Origin of the sequence: Curtobacterium sp. MCBD17_026 (assembly GCF_003234895.2) — a bacterium.
Classification (GTDB): domain Bacteria; phylum Actinomycetota; class Actinomycetes; order Actinomycetales; family Microbacteriaceae; genus Curtobacterium; species Curtobacterium flaccumfaciens.
The window spans coordinates 2,124,410-2,138,345 of the sequence record NZ_CP126281.1 but is presented as its reverse complement, the minus strand read 5'-3'; the positions used below and the strand labels follow the sequence as shown (position 1 = coordinate 2,138,345).

General features: G+C 71.5%; 11 protein-coding genes. 8 read left to right on the top strand and 3 right to left on the bottom strand.

Annotation, left to right across the window (positions count from 1 at the left end; genetic code table 11):
• Positions 1 to 8: 8 nt before the first annotated feature.
• Complete coding sequence (locus DEI85_RS10050; RefSeq protein WP_258376374.1) at positions 9 to 1,493, bottom strand: trypsin-like peptidase domain-containing protein; 1,485 nt, start codon at positions 1,491 to 1,493, stop codon at positions 9 to 11.
• Positions 1,494 to 1,652: 159 nt separating this feature from the next.
• Here DEI85_RS10050 and DEI85_RS10045 point away from each other — a divergent pair, with 159 nt between their 5' ends.
• The 5 genes from DEI85_RS10045 (at position 1,653) to DEI85_RS10025 (ending at position 5,869) form a co-directional block, all read left to right on the top strand.
• A complete protein-coding gene (locus DEI85_RS10045) occupies positions 1,653 to 2,687 on the top strand; it encodes a FecCD family ABC transporter permease (RefSeq protein ID WP_110860120.1) in 1,035 nt (344 codons plus the stop codon).
• Positions 2,684 to 3,805 carry a FecCD family ABC transporter permease gene (locus tag DEI85_RS10040; RefSeq protein WP_258376375.1) on the top strand — a complete coding sequence of 374 codons (1,122 nt, stop codon included), beginning with the start codon at positions 2,684 to 2,686 and terminating at the stop codon, positions 3,803 to 3,805. The genes DEI85_RS10045 and DEI85_RS10040 overlap by 4 nt, the downstream gene beginning before the upstream one ends.
• A gap of 135 nt (positions 3,806 to 3,940) precedes the next feature.
• On the top strand, positions 3,941 to 4,420 hold the full coding sequence (locus DEI85_RS10035; RefSeq protein WP_051596676.1) for an FHA domain-containing protein: 480 nt from the start codon (positions 3,941 to 3,943) through the stop codon (positions 4,418 to 4,420).
• A complete protein-coding gene (ftsR, locus tag DEI85_RS10030) occupies positions 4,420 to 5,124 on the top strand; it encodes a transcriptional regulator FtsR (RefSeq protein ID WP_111123942.1) in 705 nt (234 codons plus the stop codon). Before DEI85_RS10035 ends, ftsR begins: the two co-directional genes overlap by 1 nt.
• A 184-nt stretch (positions 5,125 to 5,308) precedes the next feature.
• Positions 5,309 to 5,869: a MerR family transcriptional regulator gene (locus DEI85_RS10025; protein WP_027465231.1), complete on the top strand. Its 561-nt coding sequence runs from the start codon at positions 5,309 to 5,311 to the stop codon at positions 5,867 to 5,869.
• A 722-nt stretch (positions 5,870 to 6,591) separates the two neighbouring features.
• On the opposite strand, the gene DEI85_RS10020 is transcribed toward DEI85_RS10025, so the two are convergent.
• A complete protein-coding gene (locus DEI85_RS10020) occupies positions 6,592 to 7,404 on the bottom strand; it encodes a ParA family protein (RefSeq protein ID WP_027465232.1) in 813 nt (270 codons plus the stop codon).
• Between the two features lie 60 nt (positions 7,405 to 7,464).
• Between DEI85_RS10020 and DEI85_RS10015 the strand changes: the two genes are divergently transcribed.
• From DEI85_RS10015 to DEI85_RS10005, 3 genes are all read left to right on the top strand, one after another.
• On the top strand, positions 7,465 to 10,875 hold the full coding sequence (locus tag DEI85_RS10015; RefSeq protein WP_110860125.1) for a pyruvate carboxylase: 3,411 nt from the start codon (positions 7,465 to 7,467) through the stop codon (positions 10,873 to 10,875).
• A gap of 1 nt (position 10,876) precedes the next feature.
• Positions 10,877 to 11,380, top strand: a complete 504-nt coding sequence (locus DEI85_RS10010; protein WP_110860127.1) for a peptide deformylase — start codon at positions 10,877 to 10,879, stop codon at positions 11,378 to 11,380.
• 143 nt (positions 11,381 to 11,523) lie between these two features.
• Positions 11,524 to 11,655, top strand: a complete 132-nt coding sequence (locus DEI85_RS10005; RefSeq protein WP_258369867.1) for a hypothetical protein — start codon at positions 11,524 to 11,526, stop codon at positions 11,653 to 11,655.
• A gap of 187 nt (positions 11,656 to 11,842) precedes the next feature.
• Here the strand turns inward: DEI85_RS10005 and DEI85_RS10000 are convergent, their stop codons facing one another.
• A complete protein-coding gene (locus DEI85_RS10000) occupies positions 11,843 to 13,828 on the bottom strand; it encodes an AMP-dependent synthetase/ligase (protein ID WP_111123943.1) in 1,986 nt (661 codons plus the stop codon).
• Positions 13,829 to 13,936 lie beyond the last annotated feature (108 nt).

The window sequence follows — 13,936 nt, the reverse complement described above, 5'->3', positions numbered from 1 at the left end:
TTCTCCCGCTACGCGGCGGGGCCGGCGGTCAGGGTGACGGTGACGGTCTTCGCGGCGCCGGTGCTGTCGGTGTAGCGGACACTCACCTTGTCACCCACCGAGTGCGACTGGACGACCTGCGTCAGCTGGTCCGAGCTCGTCACGGCGGTGCCGCCGATGCTCGTGATCGTGTCCCCGGCGGCCAGGCCGGCGCTCGCGGCGCCGGAGCCCTCGACCGTGCCGGCGACGGCGACGCCGCCCGTGGTGCCGGTGGTGTTGCTGACCTGGACCCCGAGGAACGCGGGCAGCCCGATGGTGATCGTGCCCGACGACTCACCGTCGAGGATCTTCTCGGCGATGGTCTTCGCGGTGGTGATCGGGATGGCGTAGCCGGTGACGTCGGCCGTGCCCGAGGACGCTGCCGTGGCCATGCCGACGACCTCGCCCTCGCTGTCCAGCACCGGTCCGCCGGAGTCACCGGAGACGATGTCCGCCGAGATCTCGATCAGGCCGGTCAGGGACTCGGTGCCGGTGCCGGACTCGCTCTGCACCTGGATGTCCTGGTCGGTCGCGGTGACGGTGCCCTCGGCGGCGACGAGGTTGCCGGTGCCCTCGGCGTTGCCGACGTCCTTGACGGTGTCACCGGTGCTCGGCTCGCCGTCGTCGTCCAGTGTGACGGTGGACAGCCCCGAGGCGTTCTCGAGCTTCAGCACGGCGACGTCGTTGGTGGCGTCGGCCCCGACCACGTCGGCCTTGTACTCCTTGCCGGTGGTCTCGTCGGTGACGGTGATGCTCGTCGCGCCCTGGATCACGTGGTTGTTCGTCAGGATCGTGCCGTCGGAGGTCAGGACCATGCCGGTGCCGGCCGCCTGCGACGACTCGTCGTAGTTCAGGACGGTGTTGATCGTCACGACGCCCTTCTTGTCGGCGGCAGTCGCCGCGGTGGCGGGGGACTGGGTCGTCCCGGTGCCGCTGTCGCTGCCGCTGTCGCTGCCGTCGCCGGGCACCGTGAAGCCGTTCGTGCCGTCGCTGCTGCCGGTGCCGCCGGTGCCGTCGGTGCCGGATCCGGTGCCGGGCAGCGTGGTGGTGCCCTGCGACTGGCTCGACGTCGTGGTCGTCCCCTGCGAGGACAGGCCGAGGGCGGTGCCGCCGGCCGCACCGACGATGGCGAGTGCGGCGATGCCGGAGCCGATCATCAGTCCCAGGCGACGTGGGCGCTTCGTCGTACCGGGGTGGTTCGCGGTCGCCGCCGAGGACGCCCAGGCGTGGTTCGCGCCGGCGAGGGCGGGGCTGCCGATCAGGTACGGGCCGCGGCCGTCCGGCGTGTAGGCGTAGGGGCCGGAGCCGTCGGGACCGTAGAGGTAGGGACCGGAGCCGTCGAACGCGTACGCCGGGCGCAGGGAGGCCGGGTCGGCGTGCGGCGCCTCCCAGTGCATGCCCGGAGCCTGCTGCTGCGCGGCGGGGGTGCCGTTCTCGTCGTGGTCGGCGGCTGCGGGGTTCGGGGTCTCGTTCATCGGTGCTCTCCGGTCGTCCCTCGACGGCCCGGTCGGGCGTCGATGGAGACCAGTACAGAGCGCTTCCCCATGACGAGCCTATGAACGAACCCTGCGCACGCTCCGGGCTTGCTCGGGGGACGCCGAGTGGGGCTCCGGCGTTAGGGTGGCCTTACTTCCATGTCTCCGTCGACGTCCACGCCCCCGGCTCCCAGCTCCGTCCCCCGACTCGTCGGTGCGACCGTGCTGGCGGTCGTCGTCCTCGCCGTGGCGTGTTCGCTGTCGATCGCGTACGGCTCGCGGCCGATCCCGCTCGGCACCGTCCTGGACACCGTCCTGCACCCCGGGCGGAGCGACGAGGTCGGGCTCATCGTGCTCGGCAACCGGGTGCCCCGCACCGTCGTCGGACTGCTCGCCGGGGCGGCGCTCGGGGTCGCCGGGGCGGTCATGCAGGGCGTGACACGGAACCCGCTCGCCGACCCGAGCGTCCTCGGCATCAACTCCGGTGCGACCCTGGCCGTGGTGGCCGGGATCGCGGTCTTCGGCGTGAGTGGCACGGCCGCCTACCTGCCCTTCGCGTTCGTCGGGGCCGCCCTCGCCGCACTGCTCGTGTACGGGATCGCGACCGTCGCCCGTCGCGGCCTCTCACCGGTCGGACTCGCCCTCGCCGGAGCCGTGGTCGCCGCAGCGCTGTCGTCCGTCACCACCGCGGTGCTCGTGACCGACCAGAGCCTGCTCGACCAGCTGCGGTTCTGGCAGGTCGGTGCCCTCGCCGGCAAGGACCTCGGCACGGCGGGGATCATCACGGCGCCGGTGCTCGTCGGGCTGGTGATCGCGTTCGGTCTCGGTCGGTCGCTGAACACCCTCGCGCTCGGGGACGAACTCGCGGCGTCGCTCGGGCAGCGGGTCGTGCTCGTCCGCGCGGTGGGCGGTCTGGTCGCGGTGCTGCTCGCCGGGTCCGCGGTGGCCGCCGCCGGGCCGATCGCCTTCGTCGGACTCGCCGTTCCGCACGCGGTCCGTCGGTTGAGCGGCCCCGACCACCGCTGGACCATCCTGCTGTCGGCGATCGTCGCCCCCGCGCTCCTGCTCGTCGCCGACGTCATCGGCCGCGTCGTGGCGTACCCGGGGGAGCTGCAGGTCGGCATCGTCACGGCGCTCATCGGAGCGCCGGTGTTCATCGCGCTCGTGCGCTCGAGGGTGGTGCGGGGACTGTGAGGCAGCTGTTCGGCTCCTCGCGTCCCCGGTCGGCCGGGCTGCGCCGCTCGGCCGGCATGCGCCGTTCGGCCGGGGTGCGCCGTTCGGCCGGGCTGGGCCGGTCGGCCGGGCTGGGCCGTTCGGCCGGGCTGGGCCGCTCGGCCGGGCTGCGCCGTGAGGTCGCGGTGCTCGTCGCCGTGGTCGTGGTCGTCGTGGTGCTCGTCCTGGTCGGGCTCGGCGCCGGTTCGATCCCGCTCACCCCGGGCCAGGTGCTCGCCTCCCTGTTCGGCCAGGGGGACCGGATCTCGGACTTCGTGATCGGGCAGCTCCGCGGGCCGCGGGTGCTCGGTGCCGTCCTCGTCGGCGCCAGCCTCGGCGTCGCCGGCGCGATCGTGCAGAGCGTCGTGCGGAACCCGATCGCGAGCCCCGACGTCATCGGGATCACCTCGGGGGCCAGTGCCGCCGGACTCACCGCCATCGTGCTGTTCGGTGCCAGCGGTGGCACGCTCTTCTCGGTCGTGCTCGTCGGCGCAGTGGTGGTCTCGCTCGTCATCGCCGGGCTCGCCTGGCGACGGGGGATCACCGGCAACCGGGTCGTCCTCGTCGGCATCGGTGTCGCGGCGATCTGCCTGAGCATCACCGGCTGGATGCTCACGAGCGGCACCGTCACCCAGGCCGGCGCCGCGCTGCTCTGGCTCTCCGGCAGCCTGAACGCCGTCGACCGCGACCTGGTCGGGGTGCTCGGCGTCGCGTTCGTCGTGCTCGGCGTGCTCGCGCTGCTGCAGTCCGCCCGCCTGCAGGTGCTGAGCCTCGGGGACGACGTCGCCGCCGCACTCGGACTGCGGCCGGACCGGGCGAAGGTGCTCCTGCTCCTCACCGCCGTGTGCCTGACCGCCGCAGCGGTCGCCACGGCGGGGCCCGTGTCGTTCGTGGCGCTGATGGCCGCGCCGATCGCTCGACGACTGGTCGGCGGCGGACGGGTCGCACTCGCGCCGGCCGCAGCCGTCGGTGCCGCGATCACGCTCGGCAGCGACCTGCTCGCCCAGTTCGCCATCCCCGGCAACGCGCTGCCGGTGGGGGTCGTGACGGGTGTCGTGGGGGCGCCGTACCTGCTCTGGTTGCTCGCGCGGGGTCGGTGACGCCGGGTCGCACGGGTCGCTGACGCCGCTCCCGCGTTCGCGGATCGCGGAAGTCCCTCCACAGTCCCAGATCGGGGCTGCCGCTCGGGCCTTCGTTTCCGATACGCTGATGGGCCAAGAGGAGGAGGTCCACCGATGCCAGATCCAGTGGTCCCGCAGCCGGGCGGTCAGAAGACCCCGGAGCAGCGGCTGGTCGACACCACGCTGACCTTCAGCATGGACATGGGCGCGGCGCTCACCGCCGAGTCCGGTGTCTCGACCGAAGAACGTGAAGCCGTCAACGCCCTGCCCTCCGGGTCGGCGTTGCTCGTGGTCCGTCGTGGCCCCAACGTGGGTGCGCGGTTCCTCCTCGACTCCGACGTCACGACGGCCGGTCGACACCCCGACGCCGACATCTTCCTCGACGACGTCACCGTGTCGCGCAAGCACGCGCAGTTCCTTCGCCACGGCACGAGCTTCAGCGTCAAGGACAACGGCTCCCTGAACGGCACGTACTTCGACGGTGTCCGCATCGACGAAGCGCTGCTCACCGACGGGGCCGAGGTCCAGGTCGGCAAGTTCCGCCTGACGTTCTACGCATCTCGGGTCGACCTGGCGCGCCTGGCGAACGCGTAGTGGCCGCACGGTCCGCTGCGGCCCGGGCGGGGTCCGCGGCACCGGACCTGCTCACCATCGGGCAGGTCCTCGCTCGCCTCAAGCCCGAGTTCCCGGACCTGTCGAGCTCCAAGCTACGGTTCCTCGAAGAGCGCGAGCTCGTCACCCCGATCCGCACGGCCAGTGGGTACCGCAAGTTCTCCGCGGCCGACGTCGAGCGGCTCCGTGTGATCCTCGGGCTGCAGCGTGACCACTACCTGCCGCTCAAGGTCATCAAGGACTACCTGGCCGACCTCGATGCCGGGCGCGAACCCGTCCTGCCCGGCGGTGGAGACGCACCGAAGCCGTCGATCCTCGGACGCGAGCGCCGGTACACCCGCGACGAGACGGTCCGGGCAGCCGGCGCCTCACCGATGCTCCTCGCCGACGCGGTCTCGGCCTCGCTGCTGCCGGCCACCGACACCTACGGCGACGACGGCGTCTCCGTGCTGAAGGCCCTGGTCGAACTGCAGCGCACCGGTATCGAGCCGCGACACCTCCGCACGCTGCGCAGCACTGCCGAGCGCGAGGTCGGTCTCATCGAGTCCGCCCTCATGCCGGTCTCACGCCGGGGCGACGCGACCTCGCGGGCAAAGGCCACCGAGCTCGCGCGCGAGATCGCCGGGCACCTCGAGATCATCCGGTCGAACCTCATCCGCCAGGCCATCGGCCGTCTCGACGCATGACACCGTCCGGTGCTCCGACAGGGCTTGTGTGTCAGTGGCCGAGGCGTATCCTCGACACGCCGGACGCGCCGGGTCGGATGTCCCGCGCGGGAGCGGTCGGAGTCGCTACCGTGGACCTCGGAACAACTCTCAACCCGTCGTTGAAGCTTCGGGTGGGAGCTCGATCGTCGTGGAAGGCAAGCTCATGAGTGGGAACGACACCCCTGGCACCGAGTCTGATGTGACCCGGTACGACCTCGGGCTGCTCTTCACCGATGGTCTGCCCGAGCACGACGAGCAGAACGGCTACCGCGGCACCGTCGCCGCACGGGCAGCCGGCATCTCGTACCGACAGCTCGACTACTGGGCCCGCACCGAACTCGTGCAGCCGACGATCCGTGGGGCGGCCGGCTCCGGTTCTCAGCGCCTGTACGGGTTCCGCGACATCCTCGTGCTCAAGCTCGTGAAGCGGCTGCTCGACACCGGCATCTCGCTGCAGCAGATCCGCACCGCCGTCAACCAGCTCCGTGAGTCCGGCGTCTCCGACCTGGCACAGACCACGCTGATGTCCGACGGCGCCTCGGTGTACCTCTGCACCTCCGACGACGAGGTCATCGACCTCGTGTCCCGCGGCCAGGGTGTCTTCGGCATCGCGGTCGGCAAGGTCCTGCGTGAGGTCGAGAGCTCCCTGGTCGAGCTCGACGCCACCGCGGCGGCCGATCCCTCCGACGAGCTCGCCGCTCGTCGCGCTTCCCGCGCTTCCTGACCATCCGGGTTCGGGTCCAGTGGTCGTGACCCGTCGCCTGCGCGTCGCCGAGTGGTCCCGAACTGTTGCCTGCGACGTTGCCGGCCGACAGTTCGTGACCACTCAGCGGACGTGAGCGGCATGTTGTGACCGTTGGGCGAGCCGGAGCCGGGCGTGTCGAGCGGGGCGTGTCGAGCGGGGCCGGGGTGGGCCTCCCGGCAGTCGGCGCGTGGTCGTGACCCGTCGCCTGCGCGTCGCCGGGTGGTCACGAACTGTTGCCTGCGACGTTGCCGGCCGACAGTTGGTGACCACTCGGCGGACGTGAGAGGTGTGTTGTGACCGCTCGGCGAGCCCCGGCCGGGCGTGTCGCGGGGCCGGGATGAGCCTCCCGGCAGTCGCCGCGTGGTCACGACCTGCCGCCTGCGTCTCGCCGTGTGGTCACGAACTGCCGGCTGGGACGCTGCCGGCCGACAGTTGGTGACCACTCGGCGGATGTGAGCGGTGTGTTGTGACCGCTGGACGAGCCGGAGCCGGGCGTGTCGAGCGGGGCCGGGGTGCGCCTCCCGGCAGTCGCCGCGTGGTCACGACCTGCCGCCTGCGTCTCGCCGAGTGGTCACGAACTGTCGCCTGCGACGCTGCCGGCCGACAGTTGGCGACCACTCGGCGGACGTGAGCGGTGTGTTGTGACCGCTGGGCGTGAGCGGCATGTCATGCGACCGCTCCGCGACCGCACGAGCACCGACCTACGCGGCGCCACCCTCGGCGTACGGACCGATCTTGCCGGTGCGCATGATGCGCTCGAGCAGCTGGTCGAAGTTCTTCGCCATCTCCTGCGCGGACTCGCCGGGCCACACGTGCAGCGGCTTCGCCGCACCCTGCGCCTGCTGCAGCGACGTGCGCTCCGGCAGCTGTGGGGAGAGCACGAGCGGGCCGAACATGTCGCGGAGTTCCTTGATGCGGAACTGGTGCTCGAGCGACTGCACGCGGGCACGGTTGACGATGATGCCGAGGGGCTGCAGGCGCGGGGAGAGCCCGCGGCGGATCTCCTCGATGGCGCGCAGCGCACGGTCGGCGGCGGCGACGGAGAACAGGCCGGGCTCGGTGACGACGGTGACGCGATCGGACGCGGCCCACGCGGTGCGCGTCAGGGCGTTCAGCGACGGCGCACAGTCGATGAGGACGAGTTCGTAGTCCTGCTCGACGTTGGCCAGGGCCTCTTCGAGCTTCCAGATGTCGCGGATCGACGGGTGCGGCCCGTCGAAGTTGATGGCGGAGGGCGACCCGACCATGACGTCGATCTTGCCCTGCGACCCCTTCGTCCAGCCCGAGGGGGCGATCGCCTGACGGACGATCTTCTCCTTCGGGTTCTCGAGGACGTCGGCGACGTTGAGGTGGCCGGCGAGGTTGATGTCGAGGCCCGTGGAGACGTCGGACTGCGGGTCCAGATCCACCACCAGCGTGCGCAGTCCCTTGGCGAACGCGGCCGAGGTCAGGCCGAGCGTCACCGTCGTCTTGCCGACACCACCCTTGAGGGAGCTCACGCTGAGTACATGCACGTTGAGCAACGTTACCGCCACTAGGGTTGTCTCACCTCAACCCGGGCTGAAAGGGACGTCGTGTTCACGAAGATCCTCGTTGCGAACCGTGGCGAGATCGCCATCCGCGCGTTCCGTGCCGCGTACGAGTTGGGGGCCCGTACGGTCGCCGTCTACCCGTACGAAGACCGGAACTCCCTGCATCGTCTCAAGGCCGACGAGGCCTACCTGATCGGGGAGCGGGGCCATCCGGTCCGGGCGTACCTGGACGTCTCCGAGATCATCCGCGTCGCCCGCGAGTCGGGGGCCGACGCGATCTACCCGGGGTACGGGTTCCTGTCCGAGAACCCGGAGCTCGCCGCGGCAGCAGCCGCGAACGGCATCACCTTCATCGGTCCGGGCGAGCACGTGCTCGAGATGGCCGGCAACAAGGTCACCGCGAAGGAGCACGCGATCGCGGCCGGCGTCCCGGTCCTCGCGAGCACCCCGGCGAGCCGCGACATCGACGAACTGATCGCCGGCGCCGATGCGATCGGGTTCCCGGTCTTCGCCAAGGCCGTCGCCGGTGGTGGTGGCCGTGGCATGCGCCGTGTGGAGACGAAGCCCGAGCTGCGCGACGCCCTCGAAGCGGCCATGCGCGAGGCCGACAGTGCGTTCGGCGACCCGACGATGTTCCTCGAGCAGGCCGTCATCCGTCCGCGCCACATCGAGGTGCAGATCCTCGCCGACGCGACCGGCACCGACGCGGGCACGATCCACCTGTTCGAGCGGGACTGCTCGGTCCAGCGGCGCAACCAGAAGGTCGTCGAGATCGCGCCGGCGCCGAACCTCGACCCCGCGGTCGCGCAGGCACTGCACCGCGACGCCGTGGCCTTCGCCCGGTCGATCGGGTACGTCAACGCCGGCACCGTGGAGTTCCTGCTCGACACCGAGGGTGAGCGTGAGGGGCAGCACGTCTTCATCGAGATGAACCCGCGCATCCAGGTCGAGCACACGGTCACCGAAGAGGTCACCGACGTCGACCTGGTGCAGTCGCAGATGCGCATCGCCGCGGGGGAGACCCTCGCCGGCCTCGGCCTGTCGCAGGACACCGTCGCCGTGCACGGCGCCGCGCTGCAGACCCGCATCACGACCGAGGACCCGACGCAGGGCTTCCGTCCGGACACCGGCCGGATCAGCACCTACCGCAGCCCCGGCGGCGCGGGCGTCCGGCTCGACGGCGGCACGGTCGCCACCGGCGCGCAGATCAGCCCGCACTTCGACTCGATGCTCGCGAAGATGACGTGCCGCGGCCGCGACTTCCCGGCGGCGGTGTCCCGGGCCAAGCGTGCCCTCGCCGAGTTCCGCATCCGCGGCGTCAGCACGAACATCCCGTTCCTGCAGGCCGTGCTCGAGGACCCGGACTTCGCCCGCGGCGACGTCTCGACGAAGTTCATCGAGGAACGCCCGCAGCTCTTCGGCGGCCACGTCTCGAAGGACCGCGGCACGAAGGTGCTCACCTGGCTCGCCGACGTCACGGTGAACAAGCCGAACGGTGAGCGGTCGCCGCTGGTCACCGACCCGGCCGACAAGCTCCCGGCCACCGACCTGACTGCGCCGGTGCCCGAGGGGCAGCGCGACCGCCTGCTGGCGATGGGGCCGGCCGAGTGGTCGAAGGCCCTGCGCGCCCAGACGGCCCTCGCCGTGACCGAGACGACGATGCGGGACGCCCACCAGTCGCTCCTCGCCACCCGGGTCCGCACGAAGGACCTCGTCGCCGTCGCACCGCACGTCGCACGGCTCACTCCGCAGCTGCTCAGCGTCGAGGCCTGGGGTGGTGCCACCTACGACGTCGCACTCCGGTTCCTCGGTGAAGATCCTTGGGAGCGCCTGTCCTCGCTGCGCGAAGCCATGCCGAACATCCCGATCCAGATGCTGCTGCGCGGCCGTAACACCGTCGGGTACACGCCGTACCCGACCGAGGTCACCGACGCCTTCGTCGACGAGGCGGCTCGGTCGGGCGTCGACGTCTTCCGCGTGTTCGACGCGCTGAACGACGTCAGCCAGCTGCGTCCCGCCCTGGAGGCCGTGCTCGCGACCGGCACGGCCGTCGCCGAGGCGGCGCTCTGCTACACCGCCGACCTCCTCGACCCCGCCGAGGACCTCTACACGCTCGACTACTACCTCCGCCTGGCGGAGCAGATGGTCGAGGCCGGCGCGCACGTCATCGGCATCAAGGACATGGCGGGGCTGCTCCGTGCCGGTGCGGCCGAGAAGCTCGTCACCGCCCTGCGCGAGCGCTTCGACCAGCCGGTGCACGTGCACACCCACGACACCGCCGGCGGTCAGCTCGCGACCCTGCTCGCCGCCTCGCGCGCCGGGGCCGACGCCGTCGACGTGGCCGCCGCACCCATGGCCGGCACGACCAGCCAGCCGAGCATGTCCGCCCTGGTCGCAGCCCTGGCCCACACCGAGCGCGACACCGGCCTGTCCCTCGACGCCGTCGGGGACCTCGAGCCGTACTGGGAATCGGTCCGTCGCGTGTACGCCCCGTTCGAGTCCGGGCTCGCCGGGCCGACGGGGCGTGTCTACAAGCACGAGATCCCCGGTGGTCAGCTGTCGAACCTCCGGCAGCAGGCGATCGCCCTCGGGCTCGGCGACCGGTTCGAGCAGGTCGAGGACTGGTACGCCGAGGCGAACCGGATCCTCGGTCGGCCGACCAAGGTCACGCCGTCGTCGAAGGTCGTCGGCGACCTCGCGCTGCAGCTCGCCGCGGTCGGTGCCGACCCGGTCGACTTCGAGCAGAACCCCGACAAGTACGACATTCCGGACTCCGTGGTCGGGTTCATGGCCGGCGAGCTGGGCGACCTGCCCGGCGGCTGGCCCGAGCCGTTCCGCTCGAAGGTCCTGGCCGGTCGCGACGTCCGACTCGAGATCACCCCGGTGCCCGCGGACGAACGCGCGCACCTCGAGACCCCCGGACCCGAGCGCCAGCAGGCCCTCAACCGCCTGCTCTTCCCGCAGCCGACGCAGCAGTTCCAGCGCGTGCGGGAGCAGTACGGCGACCTGTCCGTCGTGCCGACCGTCGACTACCTGTACGGGCTGCGACCCGGGCAGGAGCACAGCGTCCCGCTCGGCAAGGGCGTCGACCTGTTCGTCGGGCTCGAGGCGATCGGCGAGGTGGACGCCAAGGGCATCCGCACGGTCATGGCGACGATGAACGGGCAACTCCGCCCGGTCGCCGTCCGCGACCGTTCGGTCGAGGTCGAGACGAAGGCGGCCGAGAAGGCCGACGCGTCCGACCCCAAGCACGTGGCCGCGCCGTTCTCCGGCGTGGTGACGCTCAAGGTCGCCGTCGGTGACGTCGTCGAGGCCGGTACGCCGGTGGCGAGCATCGAGGCGATGAAGATGGAAGCGGCCATCACGGCGCCCGTGGCGGGCACCGTCGGCCGACTCGCGATCCCGGTGACCCAGCAGGTGGACGCCGGCGACCTCCTGGTGGTGCTGCAGTAAATTGACCGTTCGTCCCATCCGCCTGTTCGGCGACCCCGTCCTCCGTTCGCCGGCCGACCCGATCCGCCCCGAACTGCTCGGGAGCGCCGGGGTCCGTGACCTCGTGCAGGACCTCATCGACACCGTCAAGGAACCCGGTCGTGCCGGAGTGGCCGCGCCCCAGATCGGCGTCGGGCTCCGTGCGTTCTCGTACAACGTGGACGGCGAGGTCGGCTACGTCCTCAACCCCGAGATCGTCGAGGTCTCCGGGCAGCCCGAGCTCATGGAGGAAGGGTGCCTCTCCGTCCCGGGGCTCGGCTACCCGACCCGTCGGTACCCGTACGCGAAGGTCCGCGGCGTCGACGTCGACGGCGACGAGGTCGTCCTGGAGGGCACCGGCCTGATGGCCGAGGCGCTCCAGCACGAGTGCGACCACCTCGACGGAACCGTCTACGTGATGACGCTCGACCCCGAGGTCCGCCGTCAGGCCCTGCGCGACATCCGTGCGCAGGCCTGGTTCCACTGAGCGCTTGCACAGGCCCGGGTTCGCGGGCTGTGAACAGTGGTGTGACACCCCCACGGGGGATTGTCGCTTTGTCCTGACGAGGAGGTACCGTGCTGCTGTCGGCCTCCCACCGACGACCATCCCATCCCCCCCAGGACTCCCGCATGACCAGTCAGAACGACGAGCTCAGCTCGCACCGCACCCGCACCAACCGTCGACCTGCCGAGACCACCGTCGCGACCGGTTCGACCGCCGTCCTCGACGCCCCCGCGACGGAGCAGTCGCAGGAGGCCTGAGCCCCGCAGGCGCCCCCGGCGCCCGCTGAACGGCCTGGAGGCCCGGATCGCGTCCGACGGACGTGATCCGGGCCTCCAGGCTGTTGCGTCCACACCCGCGCGCACCTGCCGGAATCGGGCGTACCTGGTCGGAAGAACCGACCTGGTACGCCCGAATCAACCCGGTACGCCCGGAACGACCAGGCGGCTACGAGCGGTTGCGCCGCCGACCCTCGATCACCGGGGTCGCCGTCGTCTGCACCTTTGACCCGGAGTAGATGTGGTCGATGTCCGCGGCGAAGTCCTTCAGGATCACCGACCGCTTGATCGTCAGCTTCGGCGTGAGGTGCCCGGAGGCCTCGGTCAGGTCCGTGTCGAGGATCGTGAACGACCGGACCGACTCGGCGCGGGAGACCCGGCCGTTGGCAGCGTCGATGGCCTCCTGGACGGCGGAGAGCACGCGCTCGTCGTACGCGGCCTCGTGCCCGCTCAGTGCCGGGGTGATCCCGCGGGACTCGCACCAGCCGGGCAGCATCTCGCGGTCGAGCGTCACGAGCGCGGCGACGAACGGCTTGCCCTCACCGACGACCACGACCTGGCCGATGAGCGGGTGCTCGCGGATGCCGTCCTCGAGCGGCGCCGGGGCGACGTTCTTGCCGCTCGCGGTGACGATGAGCTCCTTGGCGCGTCCGGTGACCGTGAGGACCCCGTCGGCGTCGAGCCGTCCGAGGTCACCGGTGCGGAACCAGCCGTCGGCGAAGGCGTGCTCGGTCGCCTCGTCGTTCCGCCAGTACCGGTCGAAGACGTCGACGCCGCGGATCAGGATCTCGCCGTCGTCGGCGATCCGGACCTCGATGCCGGGCAGCGCGCGGCCGACGGTCCCGATGCGGAGTTCGCGGGCGCGGTTGACCGTGGCGGGTGCCGTGGTCTCGGTCAGGCCGTAGCCCTCGAGGATGAGCACCCCGATCGAGCGGAAGAAGTGCGAGAGCCGCGGGGAGAGGGGCGCCGAACCACTGACGGCGTACCCGACCCGCCCGCCCAGGGCGTCCCGGAGCTTGGCGTACACGAGCCGGTCGAACAGCTTGAACTTCAGCCCGAGCAGGAACGGCACCCTGCCGGCCGCGAGCGCCTCGGAGTGGGCGACCGCGGTGTCGGCCGCCGCGCGGAAGATCCTGCCCTTGCCACCGAGGTCGGCTTTCTGCTCGGCGGAGTTGTAGATCTTCTCGAACACCCGGGGGACCGCGAGCAGGAACGTCGGCTTGAAGGTCGACACCGCGCGCATCAGGTCCTTGGTGTCCGGCTCGTGACCGACGAGGACGCCGGCGGACACCGACATCGCGGCGATGAACCGGGCGAAGACGTGGGCGAGCGGGATGAACAGCAGGGTCGAGGCGCCGTCGGCGACGACCTCGGGCATCGCCTCGCTCGCGCCCTCCACCGTGGCGGTGAAGTTGTCGTGCCGCAGGACGCAGCCCTTCGGCCGACCGGTGCTGCCCGAGGTGTAGATGATCGTGGCGTCGTCGTGGCCGTGCACGTTCGCGGTCCGGGCATCGAGTTCGTCGTCGGTGACGTCCTCGCCGAGCCGGGTCAGGTCGTCGAGGCCGCCGCCGTCGATCGTCCAGTGCTGGCCCAGGGAGGGCAGGTCGGGCGCGATGGAGGCGACGCGGCGCGCGTGCTCCTCTTGTTCGACGACGATCGCGACCGACTCGGAGTCGGACAGGATCCAGCGCACCTGGTCGGGGGAGCTCGTCTCGTACACGGGCACGGAAACCAGGCCGGCTGTCCACACGGCGAAGTCGACCAGGGTCCACTCGAGCCGCGTGCGCGACAGGATCGCGACGTGCGCGCCCGGTTCGAGCCCGGCGGCGACGAAGCCCTTCGCGATGCCGCGCACCCGGGCGAGCGTCTGGGCCGCGGTGAAGGTCGTCCAGGTGTCGCCGTGGCGCTGGGCCAGGATCGGACGGTCGGGCGTCAGCCGGACGCGGTCGCCGAGGAGCCGCGCCGCCGAGCCGTGGTCCGGGGCGACGGGACCGCCGTGGCCCGCGGAGACCGGGCGGCCCTGGGCCGGAGCGGCCGGGCCGGCGCCGCGCGGTGTGGCGTGCCTGCCGGCCGACGGCGTGGTCCCGGTGGCGGCGCTGCCAGCGGTGGACGTGTCGGTGGAGGCGCTGCTGCGTGCAGGACGCTGATCGTTCACGGTGACTCCCTTGTCTGCCGGTTCGACTCGAGTGCGCCTCAACACCGAGGCGACACCGCCAGCATAGGACGCGTCACCGGGCGTTCCGTGACTTCGCGGCGAACCGGT